This is a genomic window from Lentihominibacter sp., assembly GCF_046951855.1.
GTDB classification, from domain to species: domain Bacteria; phylum Bacillota; class Clostridia; order Peptostreptococcales; family Anaerovoracaceae; genus Lentihominibacter; species Lentihominibacter hominis.
The window spans coordinates 16750-35433 of record NZ_JBKTXS010000013.1 but is presented as its reverse complement, the minus strand read 5'-3'; the positions used below and the strand labels follow the sequence as shown (position 1 = coordinate 35433).

The 18684-nt window shown below is 40.2% G+C and carries 14 protein-coding genes; 6 read left to right on the top strand and 8 right to left on the bottom strand.

The window, feature by feature from the left end; all coding sequences use genetic code 11:
- The first annotated feature begins 11 nt into the window (after nt 1–11).
- Nucleotides 12–1055 (top strand): hypothetical protein, encoded by a 1044-nt coding sequence (locus tag ACLR96_RS05210; protein ID WP_177268328.1) that lies wholly within the window; start codon nt 12–14, stop codon nt 1053–1055.
- 56 nt (nt 1056–1111) lie between these two features.
- Here the strand turns inward: ACLR96_RS05210 and ACLR96_RS05205 are convergent, their stop codons facing one another.
- The 4 genes from ACLR96_RS05205 to ACLR96_RS05190 are packed head-to-tail and all read right to left on the bottom strand — an operon-like array spanning nt 1112 to nt 6258.
- Nucleotides 1112–2509: an aminopeptidase gene (locus ACLR96_RS05205; RefSeq protein ID WP_177268330.1), complete on the bottom strand. Its 1398-nt coding sequence runs from the start codon at nt 2507–2509 to the stop codon at nt 1112–1114.
- Between the two features lie 16 nt (nt 2510–2525).
- Nucleotides 2526–3191: a GntR family transcriptional regulator gene (locus tag ACLR96_RS05200; protein WP_177268332.1), complete on the bottom strand. Its 666-nt coding sequence runs from the start codon at nt 3189–3191 to the stop codon at nt 2526–2528.
- 15 nt (nt 3192–3206) lie between these two features.
- A complete protein-coding gene (locus ACLR96_RS05195) occupies nt 3207–4334 on the bottom strand; it encodes an isocitrate/isopropylmalate family dehydrogenase (protein WP_177268334.1) in 1128 nt (375 codons plus the stop codon).
- 1 nt (nt 4335) lies between these two features.
- On the bottom strand, nt 4336–6258 hold the full coding sequence (locus ACLR96_RS05190) for an aconitate hydratase (protein ID WP_177268336.1): 1923 nt from the start codon (nt 6256–6258) through the stop codon (nt 4336–4338).
- A gap of 251 nt (nt 6259–6509) precedes the next feature.
- On the opposite strand from ACLR96_RS05190, the gene ACLR96_RS05185 reads away from it, so the two are divergent.
- The 5 genes from ACLR96_RS05185 to ACLR96_RS05165 all read left to right on the top strand — a co-directional run bounded on the left by ACLR96_RS05185 (nt 6510) and on the right by ACLR96_RS05165 (nt 12499).
- On the top strand, nt 6510–7481 hold the full coding sequence (locus tag ACLR96_RS05185; protein ID WP_177268338.1) for a LuxR C-terminal-related transcriptional regulator: 972 nt from the start codon (nt 6510–6512) through the stop codon (nt 7479–7481).
- Between the two features lie 322 nt (nt 7482–7803).
- Entirely contained in the window at nt 7804–9552 is a 1749-nt protein-coding gene (locus tag ACLR96_RS05180) for an APC family permease (protein WP_177268340.1), read from the top strand.
- A gap of 283 nt (nt 9553–9835) precedes the next feature.
- The gene (locus tag ACLR96_RS05175) at nt 9836–11059 is read left to right on the top strand and encodes a saccharopine dehydrogenase NADP-binding domain-containing protein (protein ID WP_177267832.1); all 1224 of its coding nucleotides are present in this window, start codon (nt 9836–9838) and stop codon (nt 11057–11059) included.
- Nucleotides 11060–11264: 205 nt separating this feature from the next.
- Complete coding sequence (locus ACLR96_RS05170; RefSeq protein WP_177267649.1) at nt 11265–12053, top strand: threonine/serine exporter family protein; 789 nt, start codon at nt 11265–11267, stop codon at nt 12051–12053.
- Entirely contained in the window at nt 12050–12499 is a 450-nt protein-coding gene (locus ACLR96_RS05165) for a threonine/serine exporter family protein (protein WP_177267648.1), read from the top strand. The genes ACLR96_RS05170 and ACLR96_RS05165 overlap by 4 nt, the downstream gene beginning before the upstream one ends.
- A gap of 43 nt (nt 12500–12542) precedes the next feature.
- On the opposite strand, the gene ACLR96_RS05160 is transcribed toward ACLR96_RS05165, so the two are convergent.
- The 4 genes from ACLR96_RS05160 to ACLR96_RS05145 form a co-directional block, all read right to left on the bottom strand.
- Nucleotides 12543–13394, bottom strand: coding sequence for a P-loop NTPase (locus tag ACLR96_RS05160; protein WP_177267647.1), 852 nt, complete (start codon nt 13392–13394; stop codon nt 12543–12545).
- A 170-nt stretch (nt 13395–13564) separates the two neighbouring features.
- On the bottom strand, nt 13565–14320 hold the full coding sequence (locus tag ACLR96_RS05155) for a Na-translocating system protein MpsC family protein (RefSeq protein WP_177267646.1): 756 nt from the start codon (nt 14318–14320) through the stop codon (nt 13565–13567).
- On the bottom strand, nt 14310–16196 hold the full coding sequence (locus tag ACLR96_RS05150; protein WP_177267645.1) for an ATP-binding protein: 1887 nt from the start codon (nt 16194–16196) through the stop codon (nt 14310–14312). The genes ACLR96_RS05155 and ACLR96_RS05150 overlap by 11 nt, the downstream gene beginning before the upstream one ends.
- 143 nt (nt 16197–16339) lie before the next feature.
- A complete protein-coding gene (locus ACLR96_RS05145) occupies nt 16340–18442 on the bottom strand; it encodes a M28 family peptidase (protein ID WP_177267644.1) in 2103 nt (700 codons plus the stop codon).
- Nucleotides 18443–18684: the final 242 nt, after the last annotated feature.

Here is an 18684-nt window from a genome sequence, read left to right as displayed (position 1 = left end):
GGAAGAAAATCATGAACATCAATACAAAAAATATACGAAATATTATCAGAGCTGTTATATTTATGAGTTTATTCGTATTGATATTTATATTTCTTTCAAAAGTATTCACCGTAAGCGGAAACTCGTCGGAAGACGGCATGGAGTCGAGAATATCAAATGCTTACAGAGGAGAGGACAGGAATTCTCTGGATGTCATATTCATCGGCAACAGTGATATGTACAGAGGAATTTCCCCAGTAGATATGTACCACGTAACAGGCATAACCTCAGCTGTCTCCGGCCGGCCTAACAACAGTCTTCAAGAAATATCAAACGATATAGATGACATACTTAAATATCAGAAGCCTAAGCTTTTAGTTCTTGAAACAGACTGTATGTTTTCCGGAAAAAATCCTCATTTTAGAAACTCTAAAACAAAACATACCTCATTATTCAAAAAAATAAAGGATTCTGTTGATAACGGGGACAGCGCTATAATTTCCGCAATCAACTACTATTTTCCACTGATAAAATATCACGACAGATGGAAAAAACTAAGTTTATCAGCATTTATTCATCATTCCCGAAACTTTTACAAATTTCACAACAAAGGAATGGCTTACTCAGATAAAATAAAACCTTATATCTCTCAGCAAGATTATATGTGCAGCAGTAAAACAAAAACTGCAAGAATCAGTTCCGACAACAAAAAAATTTTCAAGGATATATATGACAAATGTAAAAATAATAATATACAGTTGATTCTTATAACAGTTCCTTCGGCCAATACATGGAATATTTCCAAGTCTCAGGCCACACAGAAACTTGCCGATCAATACGGTCTTCGGTATTATGATTATAATCTCACATACCCTCAAGACTTCGATTGGAAACTACATACCAAAGACGGAGGAAACCATCTTAACTACGCAGGAGCTGTCACTGTGACCAATGATTTCGGCAGAAAATTGAAGGAAGAAATAAATCTGCCTGAAAGCGACATAACAAAAAAACAAAAAGATAAATGGAAGAAAGACTATGAAGCTTTTCACAAAAAAATATCAGACCGCAAATAACGAATAATGCGGCGGCCAATGGCTGCCGCATATTTTTATATCTATACAAATCAATATTACATATTTTTCAGGAATGCCTTATATCCTTTATAAGCCTCATATATATCAGCCTTACTGGCGATCTCCCACGGCGCATGCATACACAGCACCGCTACACCGCTGTCGATAACTTCCATACCATAGTTTGCCATAATATAAGCGATAGTACCGCCGCCACCGGCATCCACTTTACCCAGTTCGGCGAACTGATAAGCTACATGATCTTCATCAAGAGCCTTTCTTATGGCTGCCAGATATTCTGCATTGGCATCATTAGATCCGCTTTTTCCCCTGCTCCCGGTAAATTTATTGAATACAAGCCCTTTTGAAAAGAATGCAGAACTTCTCTTTTCAAATACTTCCGTAAACATAGGATCATAAGCAGCGCTTACATCAGAAGACAGCATTTTAGAATTCTGCAAAGCACGTCTTACTTTAAGATCAGAGGTCTCTCCCATAAGAGCCAACAGCTCCGCCACAGTATTCTCAAAGAATCTGGACTGCATTCCCGTGGCACCTACACTCCCTATTTCCTCTTTATCGACCAAAATACAACATGATGTCTTTTGGGGTTCATCCACATCAAGCATAGCAAACAATGACGTAAAGGCACATACTCTGTCATCCTGACCATATGCCATTACCATGCTTCTGTCAAGCCCCATGTCTCTCGCCTTTCCTGCAGGGACTATCTCAAGTTCTGCAGATACAAAGTCTTCCTCCGACATATCGTAATATTCTCTTAGGAGCTTCAATACATTGCTTTTTATAGCTTCCTTTTCTTCTTCTCTGAATCCATCTTCTTTTCCGACAGGACGGCTACCAATAAGAAGGTCAAGTTTCTCACCTTCAATCACGATGCCTGCTTTTTTTTCCATCTGCTTTGCAGCCAGATGTATCAGAAGATCAGTAACGGCGAAAACCGGATCATCATCTTTTTCACCTATGCAAAGTTCCTTAATCTCACCGTTTTTCTTTGCTACAACACCGTGAATAGCCAGCGGAAGAGTCACCCACTGGTATTTTTTGATACCTCCGTAATAGTGAGTATCAAGATACGCGAATTCTTCACTCTCATACAGAGGATTTTGTTTCACATCTATCCTCGGAGAATCAATATGCGCTCCCAGTATATTCATTCCTCTTTCAAGCGGCTCTTCTCCTATGTTAAACAACGATATACTCTTATTCATACATACTGCATAGACCTTATCACCGTGCTTTACTTCTGTCTGATCCTTTATGAGCCCTTTGATATCTCTATAGCCCTTCTCTTCAGCCATGCGTACCGCTATTTTCACGCACTCTCTCTCAGTTTTTCCTTCATCCAAACAGGATTTATACATCGTGTTTATACGATCCAGCTCTGTCAGCTGATCCCTATTGTATGAAGACCATACATTATTTCTTTCCATCTGTGGTCACCTCCGATCATATCCCACAGCGCCTTTCTTTAGCTCTGTTGATATGTATTTCCATTGCCAAGGCTCCTGCCTTAGTGTCTTTATCCTTAAAGGCCTTAAAAATCGCTCTGTGTTCTTCAAGCACAGTTGTCAGATAATTATCATCATATACAGATTCAGCACCTTTATACTTAAGAAAGTTCTGATAAGATGACAGAAGCTTCTTTAGCATCTTATTATGCGAAGCCTCATATATAACCTGATGAAAACCTGTATTAATGGTCAGCATCTTGTCTATATCATTTCTCATAGTATAAAATTCCATAAACTCAAAAGTCTCTTCAAGCCGATCCATCTCTTCTTCACTTATCCTTTCGATGGCCCACTTCACTGCCTGAACTTCATACGCTTTTCTCAGTTCAAACATGTCTTCATAATCCTGATCTGTCATTCCCACGACAAACGCTCCTCTGTTGAGAATATTCTCTACAAGACCATCAGTCTCAAGCTGACGCAGCGCTTCTCTTACAGGAGTTCTGCTCACCCCGTAAGTTTTGCAAAGTTGCTGCTCTGTCAGCTTCTGCCCGGGTTTAAGTTTACCGGTCAGTATATCTTTTTGCAATTTCCCCAAAAGGCTTGTGGAAAGAGGCGCGTTGCTTATTTCCGTTTCATCGGAAAATTTGTATAGTACCATATCAGATCACCATACTTAAATCCTGTCCAATACAAAACCAGTAAAGTCTGCAGCTGTATTGCCTGTTCCATCTCCCGGCATATCCAAAGATTCTTGAGCCGCATCAAGAGCTGATTCAAGTTTAGAAGCTTTTTCTGTCATTCCGATATGTCTCAACATCATTACTGCCGCTCTGTTAATGCTGGCAGGGTTTGCATATTCTCCTATGCCCTCTTCCATCATACGTGGGGCTGATCCATGTATAGCTTCAAACATTGCATATTTACTTCCGATATTGGCGCTTCCTGCCGTGCCTACACCTCCCTGCAGCTGAGCAGCTTCGTCTGTTATAATATCACCATAAAGATTAGGAAGTATAACTACATTGAAATTACTGTTTATCTGATCATTGACAAGATTAGCTGCCATGATGTCCACATACCAGTCGTCTGTTTTTATATCAGGATAATCTTTAGCTACATCGTAGCACAGACTCAGAAACTTGCCGTCTGTTTTTTTCATGATGTTGGCCTTTGTAACGATAGAAACATTCTTGTTCCCATTGTTCTTGGCATACTCGAAAGCCGCTTTCGCCAGCCTGATCGTCCCCATAGATGTCGTCACCTTAAAGTCTATTGATATGTCCTCATTAATATCTATACCCTTGCTGCCTAAAGCGTATTCACCTTCTGTGTTTTCTCTGTAAAAAATCCAATCGATGTTTTTTTCAGGAATAACTACAGGTCTTACATTAGCAAATAAATCCAACTCTCTCCTCAATGTCACATTGGCGCTTTCTATATTAGGAAGATTATCACCTTTTCCCGGAGTAGTAGTAGGACCTTTAAGCAAAAGATCACACTCTTTTATGGCAGCAAGCACATCAGAAGGAACTGTCTCCATTTTAGCAATTCTGTTTTCGAGAGTAAGGCCATCTATCTTCCGCAGTTCTATTTTACCGGTACTGATTTCTTCGGCAAGCAATTTTTCCAGAACTTTTCTACAAGAATCCATAATAATGGGACCGATACCATCCCCATCCACAGTTCCTATTACTATCTTATCCATAGAAGAAAAGTCGGCGGCGGCAGGAGAGTTTTTAAGCTTCTCTACTCTTTCCAGCTGTTCTTCTACGATTTTCCTAAAATGTTCTGTATATGTCATATTAATCCTCCTTGATGGCATTTATCTTACCACCTTTTAATATCATATTTATTTCCAGATCTGAAAAATTAGATTTCGTACTGTATACCTTACCCTTTGTTATATTTTTTACTTCTATAGTATCATTTTTTACCTGTGACGGAGCATTCTCAATTATAAGCTGATCCCCCAGATCAAAAGTATCATAATCGGCAGAATTTTTAAATACAAGAGGAAGTATTCCACTGTTTATCAGGTTTGATCTGTGTATTCTGGCAAATGATTTGGCTATTACGAATTTAACTCCCAAATATAAAGGCGCCAGTGCAGCATGCTCTCTGCTGCTTCCCTGTCCGTAATTGTCACCGCCTATGATAACGCACTGTCCAGCTTCTTTACATCTTTGGGAAAAGCCGCCGTCTATCTTCTCAAAACAATAGTTCGAAAGATATGGTATATTGGATCTATAAGGCAAAAGCCTCGAATCAGAAGGCATTATATCATCTGTCGTTATATTGTCTCCTGCATGAAGAACTACCTTTGCCTCTACGTTCTCGGGAAGGTCTGAGTTTCTTGGGAAAGGTTTTATATTCGGACCCATCACTACCTCTGTATTTTCAGTATCACAGCCCTTTGGATATACGATGAAATTATCATTTGGTGTGAATTCTGTATTTGAAATTTCAGGAAGTGATTCTCCGCTAATCATTCCGTCTGTCAAAACGCCTTTTATAGCAGAAACAGCTGCTGTCTCAGGACTCACAAGATAAACATCTGCATCAAGCGTTCCGCTTCTTCCTTTAAAGTTCCTGTTGAAAGTCCTGAGAGAAACCGCTCCTGATTTAGGAGACTGTCCCATTCCGATACATGGGCCGCATGCATTTTCTATTATTCTTGCTCCTGAACTTATAATATCTGCCAAAGCTCCGTTTTCAGCCATTTTCGCAAGAATCTTGCTCGATCCGGGCGAAATCACAAGACTTACATCAGGATGAACTTTCTTTCCTTTTAATATAGCGGCTACTTTCATCAAATCTGTATATGAGGAGTTTGTGCAGCTTCCAATCGCTACCTGATCTATCTTTATCTCGCCTATATTTTTTACACTGTCTACATTATCAGGGCTATGAGGCATTGCCGCAAGAGGTGTGAGAGAATCCAAATCTACTATAAGTTCTTCGTCATATGCTGCATCTTCATCAGCACTGAGAGGGGTATAGTCTTCTTCTCTGCCCTGACATTTGAGATATTCCAATGTATTTTCATCACTTGGGAATACAGATGTAGTTGCACCCAGCTCAGCTCCCATATTGGTTATGGTCGCCCTATCTGTAACAGAAAGGCTTTTTACGCCTTCGCCTGTATACTCTATGATCTTACCTACGCCGCCTTTTACAGTAAGCTGCTGTAATACATAAAGAATAACATCCTTTGCCGATACCCATGGTTTAAGAGTCCCCTTAAGCTCTACTTTTACCACCTTAGGAGCCGTAAGGCTATATGTTCCCTTGGCCATAGCTACAGCCACATCAAGACCCCCTGCCCCTATGGCGATCATTCCCAACCCGCCGCCTGTCGGCGTATGACTGTCCGAGCCAAGAAGAGTTTTCCCCGGTTTTCCGTAATTTTCAAGATGCAGCTGATGACATATGCCATTTCCCGGCTTTGAAAAAAGGACACCATGTCTCTTCGCCACGCTCTTGATGAATTCGTGGTCATCAGCATTCTCAAAACCTGTCTGAAGTGTATTATGATCTATATAAGCAACGGATAACTCTGTCTTAACCTTATCTATCTCCATTGCTTCAAGCTGCAGATAAACCATTGTTCCCGTTGAATCCTGAGTCAGCGTCTGATCTATCCTTATTGTGATTTCCTCACCAGGCGACAGCTTACCTTCCACTATATGGTTTTCTAAAATCTTATACGCTAATGTCTTGCCCATTATGTAATTACCTCCTGAATCTGTGATCATTTTTTGTATTTCTGTATACAATTATACAATTTCATTTGACACAGGTCAACCTCAAATTGCCTCGAAATGCTGTTACTTTAGTGTTACTATCACCATATCATGGCTGTATACCGGTATTAGTTTTTTAACATAATAACGGTTGACTTATAGGTTAAAAGGTTACTATAATATACGAGTCAGCATTAGGTAAACTTAAGATAGACTTCAATAAGGGAGGTTTTATGAATTTCACCTCACTCAACATTCATGATATATACAACTTCATATATATTGCACTTATGATTCTCGGAGGAGTCACACTGACTCTTACCATAATACTGAATGCTAAAGAACGAGGCAGGCAGCATAAAGCGATACTGTTATTTGTTACGTCTATATTTCTTTATATGGTCACGGATTTCATAACATACTACTTTTTGGGTGAACTGGCATCGGGAAGTTTTGTATTCATACTCATAACCTTGTCTGACACACTGTTCTGTCTGGTCATCACAGCCTGGGTATATGCCATTATGGTCCTTGCGAAAATAGAAGAGGCCATAAATATGAAATGGATGATAATCGCATCTGCTATATATCTGGTATCTTCTCAAATACTTTCTTTCTACTTGGGTCGATATGACTCTTATACTCTCCACGTGGACAAAGGTTTCTGGAACATAATCTTTCAGATACTGAACGGAGGATATGACATAGGCATAATGGCCATTGGAATAAGATGTATGATACTTTTGTGTAAGAAGTACAAAAAAGGTGCCAGCAGAAATATAAACTTGCTTATGTCAGCACTTCTCATAGGTTACATGGTATGGATCTCCTATTGGGACTACAGCACTTGGTACAAAACAGAGGAGAAGCTCCTTAATATATACGCTATGGATCCTCTTATCCTGCTTTATGCAATACTGAATGTCTTTCTCATATATTACTTTTACAAAAATGATCCTTTGAAGATATCAGAATCTCAGATTTCCCCTGATGAAGCAGTTAATATCATCGCCAAACGATATATGCTTTCGGAAAGAGAGCGAGAAGTTCTCATACTGGTGAATCGGGGACTGAGCAACAAACAGATCGCCACGGAACTTTCCATATCAGAAAATACAGTAAAAAGACATATAAGCAATATTTTCAAAAAAACAGAAACCCAAAGCAGGCATGAGATAATATATAAGATTTCAAAAGCAAACTGAAATTAAAGTTATCAAAACACCGTCATCCGTACGGTGTTTTTTCATATGCAAAAATATCAGCTGTCCGTATGCCATCGTCAAAGCATAACAGCTTTTTCCATAAAAAACAGGTCGGTTGGTTTTGCTTTCAGCATGAAACTCGGTCTCCCAATGATACTCAAAGTATTATCACAGGGTTGTACAAAAATGGCCCTGCCAATACTACCATAGTGTCATTGATAATTTTGAACAAATGGGCAACAATAATAAATGCTTAAAGCAACGCCCGGCCGCACCAAGCCGGGTAACACACTAATACTAATTTAATAAAGGAGGTTTTGAATTGAGTCAAGATCAAAGCAGCGGTGTATTGCCTGCTGCAGACACAAAGAAAAGCACAGCGGCTCTAAAAAAAACCAGTATGTCGCTGATCGGTGTGGTAGCATTGATTTTCTCATTTGTTGCCGCCGGCGCATTCGGTATTGAAGAAGCGATTTCGGCAAGTGGTCCGGGATTGACTTTAATAATGCTGGTAGTCTTTCCATTTATCTGGGCCTTCCCTCTCAGTGAAATGGTCGGCGAATTAGGGTCTCTGTATCCTACCGAAGGTGGTATTTATTCATGGGCAAGAGAATCTCTCGGAGAATTCTGGGGATGGCAGGCAGGTTTCTGGTCAGGTATATCCACATGGCTCTGTCAGGCTCAATATTGCGCTCTGGTAGCAGGATATGCAGCAAAGTATATTCCGATGAGTGAAACTACGGAATATCTTGTGAAGCTTGCAGTCGTTCTGGTATTTACTATAATTAATATTATAGGACTGGAATCTCTTGAAAAACTGGAAACAGTTTTCACTGTAATAGTAATTATCGCTTTCGTGGCAGTTACTGTAGTCGGACTTATAAACTGGAATTACAATCCTGTAACGCCTATATATAATGAAGACGAAGGAGTCCTCCACTCAATAGGTGGCGGAATCAGCATCATAATCTGGATGTATTGCGGATATGAATGTATGTCAAATATGGCAGGCGAACTCAACAATCCACAGGTAATACCAAAAGCCATGAGGATATCACAGCCTGTTATCGCACTTACATATGTATTGCCTACACTTGCTGCTCTTGCAGCTATCGGCTCATGGAGTGCGTGGAATACAGATTCAGGCGCAGGACATGTAGGATATGCAGATGTACTGATTCAGAATCTGGGCTCATGGGCAGGTATTTTGTTTGTTCTTGTAGCAGTATTATCGAACTGTTCTATATTCTGTTCATATATTGCACACGGTTCAAGAGCCTTCTTTGTAATGGCAGACGACCACATGTTCCCTAAATTCATGGCAAAGGTCGACAAAAGAGGAGTTCCTGTAGTAGCTATAGTGCTTCTGGCCATATTTACAGCTATCACTTGCAAGTTTGACTTTGCAACGTTGGTAATGGCCACAACACCTATACAGCTGTTCCTTTATCTTGCTTTGGCAGCATGTATCATCAAAGTCCGTAAAGAATATCCTGTTGAAGACAGGAGAAAAATGGGACTTACGGTTATGCCCGGAGGTAAAATAGGACTCGTAGTATGTACAGGACTTGTAATGACAATTTGTATCATTGCCCTCTATATCAATGGAACCGAATACTTTGTAGTAGGCTTCCTTATCCTCGCCATCAGCCTTGCTCTCTATCTCATATGCAAATGGGTATACAAAGGAAGAGTAAAAGATGATCCTGATGCATATCCTCTCAATGCCAAGACAAAACTTGGTATTGGAGACATAAGAGATATAGGCGTATTCATTACTCTCGCCGGTATAGGCGGATTGGCGGGGTCATTCATACTGAACTGGTATGATGGCAGCTACGGTACCGAATATTATCTTGAAGAGTACGGAAGCGGTCTGTTCAGTAACTTCGATGCTATGATAGGACTTTGCAGATGGCTTGGACTAATACTCTTAGTGGTCGGAATCATATTATGGTTCATAGGACACAAAACAGAAGGATCAGAGCTTCAGAGACTTGAACCTCTTAGAAAACATAAGCTCGATGAAATGATAAAAGAACTTCACGGGAAATACCCGGGGGAAAAATAATATAAAACACCTCAAACACCTCGATGCACTTTAAAGTGTATCACAGCAAATAATGCTGAACTGTCCGTTTTGTCATCCAATCGCCTCACGGCGCTTGGGACAAAAGGCAGGGGTGTAAAGAAAAAATGTAACCTTGATGGTTGCCTCCGGCAACCATATATATGAAACACCGCAAGGGTGTAACCTTGATGATTGCCTCTGGCAACCATATATATGAAACACCACAAGGGTGTAACCTTGATGGTTGCCTCCGGCAACCATATATATGAAAGGAGAAATTAAAATGGGTAAGAAAATACTGGTATTAGGAACAGGCGCGCAGGGTTCAACAGTAGCACAGAGAATGGATGAAGAAGCAAATGTTGAAAAGATCATCTGTGCAGATGCCGATCACAAAGCAGTAGATGAGCTTGTAAAGATCTTAAAGAAAGCAGAAGGAGCTTACGTAGATGCAGATGATGTTGAAAGCATCAAGAAGGCAGCAGAAGGCGTAGACCTTATCGTAAACGCACTGCCAATCAGATTCGCACCAAAAGTACTTGATGCGGCGCTGGCAGTAAAGGCAAACTATCAGGACTTTGCGGCTACAGACGTACTGGATCCATGGTGGCCTACATGCGTAGAGATCATGTACAATGATTATGGCAAGAAATTCGCAGAGATCGGAAAACTGGCTATTATAGGTACAGGATCAGCACCCGGAATGATGTGCGTGGCAACAAAGAGCTCAATGAGATATCTTGATACTTGTGATGATATCCTTATGATGGTATATGAAGGAGTAGAGGCTAAGAGATTCTTACCTTTCTGGTGGTCACCGTTCACAGCATTATCCGACATGACAGACCCTACATTTGCACTTAAGGACGGAGTACTTGTGGAAACAGAACCGCATTCACTGCCGGTAACAAGACACTTTAAGGGATGCGCAAAGGAAGTAACACTTGTAGAGCATGCCCATGACGAGACAGTATACATGGGACTGAACAAGGATACTCATTTTAAGGGAGCAAAGAACATCAACTTCAAGTACGGCGGAGTAGGAATCGAATTTTCAACACCGCTTTACAGAGCAGGCCTTTTAAACAGAGAAGAGGAGACATATAAGGGACACACATTCATCCCATTTGATGTAATCGTATCACATCTGCCGCCTGCACCAAAGTATCATGATGAGATCAAGGAAATCTTAGATGAAGGCCTTGTAAAGGACGAAGGAGCATTCGTAGTAGAAGCGACAGGAACAAAGGACGGCAAGAAGGTAATGGTAGAGACATACCTTTATGCGCCCGGATGTGAGGAAAGCTTTAAGAGAGCAGGTATTACAGGAGAACAGTATCTGACAGGACAGTGCGGATCATTATTCACAAAGATGTTTGTAAATGATGATTATGATCAGACAGGACTTCTTTCATCAGATATGCTGACATATGAAGAATGCGACAAGTATCTTGCATATGCTGCTAAACTGGACATCACTCTTGAGACTGAAGTTAAGCCTCTTTAATAAATTTATATAAATTAATGCAAAAAACAACGCCGCGGCAATCTCTGTCGCGGTATTGTTTTGACTTTAACATTATTTCATATCAGCATAATTTTTGCACAGAATCTTTTACACAACATACATATTCTTTGTTATAATGATTTTGCTCAAAACGTATTGTCACAATATATTTTTAACTCTAATTTTAATATCATGAGGTTTTAAAATGGTCGATTTGTTTCAGAAGAAGGTTCTCATGCTGGCATTATATGCCGGTGAGATAATGATGAGAAACGGAGCCGAGATATACAGAGTCGAAGATACCATGACTCATATATGCAAGGCCTGTAAAATGGATAACGTAGAAGTTTTTGCTACTCCTACGGGCATCTTCATATCCATGGACAGAGGTGGAGATGAAGATGATACTCAGACATACGTCAAAAGAATAAAAGGAATAAGTACAGATCTTCGAAAGATCTCTCAAGTAAATCATTTTTCCAGACAATTCTCTGCTGCGGCGCTTTCTGTTGATGAAGGAATGACTGTGCTAAAAGAAATAGATGACAGAGGAATCTATCCTCTGCCAGTCCGCCTATTGGGTGCAGCAATGATATCGTCAGCTTTTTGCCTGATATTCGGAGGAAGCGCTGCAGACTGTTGTATCTCTGTATTTTCAGGTATTCTCGGCTATTTGTTTTCGGTCTTTCTCAACAAACTGAAAATAAATTCCTTCGTAACCGGCTTTTGCAGCTGCGCGCTGGTTGCTTTCATTGCACTTTCCACAGCTTCTCTCATAGATGCTGCAACTTATGACCCTATTATAATAGGAACTATTATGTTATTTGTTCCCGGCGTAGCTCTTACTAATTCCATAAGAGATTTTCTCTCGGGCGATATGCTGGCCGGTGTAGCCCGACTGATGGAAACTATTCTGACTGCTCTTTCTCTGGCTGCCGGAGCCGGCGTTGTCATTAAACTCTGGGAAATATTGGGAGGAGGCGCTATACTATGATAACAATACTGCTTCAGCTTTTATGTTCCCTGCTTATGACATGTGGTTTTTGTATTATATTTAATGTCCCGTCACGCAAATTCCCTTTATGCTGTATTGTGGGAGCTGTAAGCTGGATGTCATATCAAGCTTTTACATTCCTTGAAATGTCACCGGTGTTTTCTACATTTATATCTTCCTGTCTTGTATGGCTGTTCAGCAATATATTCGCCAGAGTATTCAAGGAAACCTCCACTATGTTCATTATTCCGGGCATAATAAGCTTAGTCCCCGGAGCAGGAACTTACTACAGTATGCTTGCCATGCTTGAATACACAAATAAATCCTTTGGCGAAACAGTAAAAGAAACTATCCTGACTGCAGGGGCTATTGCAGCAGGGCTGCTTCTTATGGGCTCCGTAACAGGTGTCATAATAATGATAACAAAAAAAATAAACAGGTTATGATGAAAAAAATCATCATAACCTGCAAACTTTCTCATACCTCATTTTATAAATTTTGCAGCTTTTTTACTGCCTTATGGAGCCAATTTCCTTCAAAATACTCTATTCTGCCTCTATCGCAGGCCTCAGCCAGTTTAGGATCTATAGGAAGTTTTCCCAGAACATCCAGTCCATGATCCCCGGCAACATCATCTACTTTGCTCTTTCCAAATACAGGAATTTCCTTACCGCACTCGGGACATTTAAGATAAGACATGTTTTCCACCAAACCCAGTACAGGGATATTCATCATCTCTGCCATTTTCACTGCCTTTTCAACTATCATAGACACCAGCTCCTGTGGAGAAGTCACCACTATTATGCCGTCCACAGGCAGAGACTGGAATACTGTAAGAGGCACATCTCCTGTTCCCGGCGGCATATCCACAAAAAGGTAATCCACATCGCCCCATAATACATCCGTCCAGAACTGCTTCACTGTTCCTGCTATTACCGGACCTCTCCAGACCACAGGATCCGTATCATTTTCAAGTAAATTGTTTACTGACATTGTTCCTATTCCGGTTTCAGTAGTAACAGGCAATATCCCCAGCTCGTTAGCCATAGCCTTTTCTCTGATGCCAAATGCTTTAGGAATAGAAGGTCCTGTTATATCAGCATCAAGAATCGACGTCTTATAGCCAGCTCTCCTCATATTTACAGCCATGAGTGAAGTTACGAGGGATTTTCCCACACCGCCTTTACCGCTCACCACTGCTATTACTTTTTTGATATTATTCATACTGTTGGTTTCCTCCAGCATGCTCTGAGGCTGACTGCTGCAGCTCCCTGCGCTGGCGCAATGGCTGCAGTCAGAGTCACAACCTGATGACTGCTGTACTTTTTCCTTTTCGTCCATTTTTTATTACCTCTCTTCCGGTTTTACGGCCATAATAAAAATTATAACCGATATTTTTGGCATATGTTAATTATATTATACTATTCACTGTCAACAAAGGCAAGCTATTGATAATACACGCTTATATTACAGGCCCGCGAGAGCCTTCTCCTTAAATCCAGCTGTTTATATTACTTGCCGTCTATTTCAAAAATAAGATGATCCATAGATTTAAAGACTGCAAAATCCGTATGCGACAGAATCACATCTATGCCGATAATTTCTTTTACCATAAATTCCATTTCCGGTTTTACTGTCTTATAATAACTTTTATGTATATGTTCTATAAGACTCACATTATGTTTATCTTCCAGCAGTTTACGCTCAAGAGGTGTTATCATTCCATAAGCAGATATCTGTATCTGTTCGTCACTGATGAACACCGTCATATCTCTGGGCCCTTTTCCGGCAGTTCTTTTCAAAAACGCTGTCATAGCCTGTTTTATTTTGCTCTCAAATTCCAGCTTTTTCTCCACATTCCCGAAAATTACATTCCCGCTTCGCAGCGTAGCTGCAAGTTTATTGAGGGCATCAAGAAGCTGAGCAAGTATTATGGGTTTTACCACATATTTGACTATGCCGGTATCAACCGCCTCTATTATCATCTCTGTTTCATGTACAGATGAAGTGATTATAAAGGGACATCTTCCCCCAAGTTTTCTTATTTGCTTCAGCATATCTATGCCGTTCATTCTGGGAAGCAAAATATCAGCTATAACTATATCGGGATCTTCCTCACTGTATTTTTTCAGCCCCTCTTCTCCGTCAGATGCCGTTATCACTTTGCCTGCCTTTTTTCTGAGATAATGTTCAAGCTCCTGTCTTGTACAGTCATCGTCCTCTACATACAATATCTTAAGCTGAGACAAATATGTATTACCTGTCATGTCTCTCCTCCTTCTCATTGATGAGTATAACACATCTGACACCGTCTTTATAATTTTCAAGGCTTATTTCACCAGCCATACTTTCTTCTATAAAATGTTTGGAGATAGCAAGCCCAAGCCCTGTACCATCGCTGCTTCCTTTAGTAGTATAATATGGCCTGAACAAATTTTCCCGCTCACTTTCCGAAAGCTGGACTCCGTTGTTGAATATCTCGACGGATATCCTACCGCATTTTCCTGTTTCCCGCCTTATAGCTATGTCTATTATCCCGCCTTCACTCCCTCTTTCATCTATCGCATCTATTGCATTGTCCACTATATTGAGAATCACATGATATAAAGAATTTTTATATCCATATGACATCAGGCCTTCCTCACCTTTTACATTGACTTGAATATTTCTTGTCTTTATTTTATCTTTAAAAAGATCAAGAACTGCTTCTATAACATGATTTACATTGAATGCCACCAGTTTCATATCAGGTTTGAGATAATCCGAAAAATCAGTAAGGGTATCTGACATTCCCGTAGTCAGTCTTTCTACCTTGGATATAGCCAAGAGAGCCTCTTCCTCACTAATCTGTCCGTTTTCTATATCATCTTTGAGATTTCCCATTACGATATTTATATTGTTTAGAGGCTGTTTCCACTGATGAGTAACATTTGCCATCATCTCACCTACTGATGCCAGCCTTGCCTGATTCGCCAGCATAATGTCATTCATACGCTGCCTCTTCATAGCTTTCCTGACGATCAGCTCTATATCACTTTCTTCCTTTATTCCGGTAGCTTCTCTCTCTTCCACCTGATTATCAAGGTCCATCATATGAAGCATCTTTATAGCTCTGTCAACAGGGCTGGAAAAATATCTCACAGTAAAATATATTGCCGCAGACAATAAAAGCACCAGAATCGCAGATAACGATATAACTATTATTATTATATTATCATAAGCGCTGTAAAGCTTATCTTCATAATTTATTATCGCCAGCTTCCATTCATTGCTCAGCTCGCTGAAGCTGATTCTCATGGCCTTGCCATTCCAGTCCACACCGAAAAATCCGTCCTTTTTTCCTTCCATCCCAGCTGTTATTGTCTCCCATAGATCATGCGAATCCAAAAATCCTGCCTCTCTTATATTGTCAGATGATATAATCTCATTATTTTCACCATCTAAAAGAAAAACCATTCCGTCATTTTCCACTCTCATATCACTTATCAAGTCTATAGTATATTCTGTATAGATATCTGTACCTATAACTCCTATTAACATATTTTCACAGTACACTGCTCTGGAATAAGCAATTACTTCTTCATTTATGTCCGAATCTACATAAGGTTCAGTCCAGATTCCCTCCCCGGGACTTTCAACAGCAGAAAAATAATACTGCATTGTCGGGAATTCTTCATCATCAAATGATTCGTAATATATACCATTGCTCATAGCATCGGTATATGTCAGCCTGCCGTCTTTATCATAAGAATACCATATCTCATAAGTCCCCTGCCTATCGGTTATATCGGGGGAGAAGGTTATATACAAGCCCTGAGAATCTTCTATATCCGTAAGAGCATCCTTTATGACAGGAGAATACAGCTTCATATATTCCTTTATGTAAGAAGAGTCTCGAAGTTGTTCAGATATATCAAAGCTGTTAGAAACTTCTGCACACAATGTATCTACCGAGCCCTCTGCATTTTCAAAAACCATACTTATCTGATTTGCAAACTTCTTAGTCTCAAAAAAGAGCTTATCATCAGCAGCTTTTTTCAATACCTTGGAAAAAGTGACTGTCTCAATAGCTGCAAAAGCTGTAAAAGCACAAAAAGCTATAAGAATTGTTATTGCAGATATCTTTTTGATAATACGATTCATCTTCGCCTTCTCCCCTCAACACTGTCCACATGTATGCCTGCTTTATATAATTATAATATCTTTCTGTGGCAATGCAATAGCTGCCTGATATTGCCATCAGACAGCTATTTTAAAATTTTTATGTTATAAAAACATTGTCATCTTTATAAAAGTGTTTGTAATGTTTCCGTTATTGTGTCAAGCCCTTCTTCTTCCTGCTGTATCACGGTATCAAGGAGAGCTTTCTGATCTTCTTTCAACTGTTCCAGACGGCTGATTTCATCTGTAAAATCTCGACTTCCCGAATCCGCTTTATCCATAAGGCTTCTTATAATATCATCAACATAACAATCCATAGGATCCACATTGCCTTCTGCCCATGTTCCTCTTACGCCTTCAATAAAATTATCATTGAAATAATCTACAGTCTCTTTATCAAAATACATAGCATACCATCCATTGTTTATCCCTGAAAGATAATCATTGTAAGCAGTTTCTGCATCACCGTCTTTGAGCGCATCTATAGCTCCCTGCAGATTCTGTACATTAGACTGTCTCGTCTCATGAGGAAATACTACAGTCATCTCCCCGTCAAGATACAGAAATTCGTCTTGTACTTTTTTATATGCCCCATGCAGCTGTTTATTCAGTTCTATCGCCTCTTCCCTCAGCTTATCTGCCTGTTCTGTATCTCCGTCACTTACTGCTTTCTCATAATCTTCATTGAGCTTATTTATTTTTTCTGTGACAGGTTTCGCCGCTTCAATAGCGCCGTCGGCCTTTTCAGTAAGCTGATTATCATTTGAGATCTCATTATCTATAGACTCTTTAAAAGCTTCAAAACGTGTTCCGAAATCCATAGGTCTTGCGGCAAGATCATCAAAAGCATACACAATCCTTGCGTAAAGAGTATGCATCCAGATCCATGCATCTTCATCAAATTCAACTACCTTTTCACTATCAGCATTGGTATGATAAGCTGTATCATAAAATAATGTCTCTTCACCTTTAGCCGTTGCCACCGATGGTACTCCGCATGTCATATAATTAAAGTCTTCCTTATATGTGCTTGGCGGCATCACATACTGATATTCATAGTCTGACTCATCCAACATCGGCTGAACTAATGGCTCAATATAGCTGTAAAGCTCCTCCGACACAGAAATTCCAAATGTAGTTTCGTCCTTCACGCAGTAAGCTCCGTCTATATTAACAATAGCAAAGGCATTTTCCGCCCATTCAGGATGTATCTCCGTGATCTGCTTATAAGCTCCTATAGCCCAGTCAGACTGACTGTCGATCTTGCCCCATTCTTCAGCTCCATGACAGATAAATCTTATTGTCTTATCCGGCTTATATCCACTGTCTATCATGGCTTTGGCTGATCCCAATATCAGCCCCACACCTGAAGCATCATCATAAAAAGAATGAAAATACCCGTCCATATGCGCCATCATATATATCACTTCATCAGTCTTTCCCGGAATCTCTCCCCATACATTCTTGCTTTCAGCATCTTCTGTAACCACTGAATCAGCGTTTAAAACTACTTCTATTTCATTTTTCCCTGAAGCCTTTATAGCTTCTTTCAGTGCATCTGTATCCTCCTGACTGATTCCCATAGCAGGAGCATCCTCAGGTCCGCATATATCCTGAGTACCGATACGATCATCCATCTCTACCGGAAGTTCAGTATTAGCCAGTACCGCCTTAGCTCCTTTAACATGAGCCTGATACGCTGGGCTATTGATCCACCATTCCTCATTCTGATTGATATCTATCAGAACCAGTTTGCCTGTCACATCAACATTCTCGTAATCTTCAGCAGTCCCCTTACCCAAGTATACTACCTCTACCGTTTCATTATCAGCCTGTATAGTCGTCTGATATCCGCCCAGATCTATTTTCTCTTCTTCACCATCTGCGTTTTTAAAGGTTATATTAGCTCCATTAAAAGTCCATCCGTCCAAGCGGGTCTTGTCCACAGTAACATTTTCAAGCCCGATTTCTTCCATAGTCTGCTTTATATACTCGGCAGTCTCCTTTTCCGCAGGTGATCCTGCTGATCTGAATCCCAAAGCAGGATCATCCCCTTTTTCTGATATAGTTTTGTCCACATCATAAGAAAAATCTGTATCCAGAACATCCATAAACTTCTGAAAATCCTCAGGATATTCCATATCCTTCTTACCACCGCATGCAGTCAGACACGTCAGCACCATAACAGCAGCCAGTATTACTCCCACCAACTTCTTTGTCATCTTCATTACATCTCTCCTTTCTGATAAGAACAAAGCCGGCTTCACCTATTTTCTCCAGCAGCTGGCTTTATTGCATTGCATCAATATCACAAAACGATATTTTCTGCATAATAAAAAAGACCAATACAAAGTAAATGTATTGGTCTGCGATGAGCTTACTTGACGTATTCTCTTTCGGTTCTCAATCTCCTATGTTTTAAAAGACAAACTGCCGCTTTACATCGGCTGTTCCTAAAAGCATTATACCA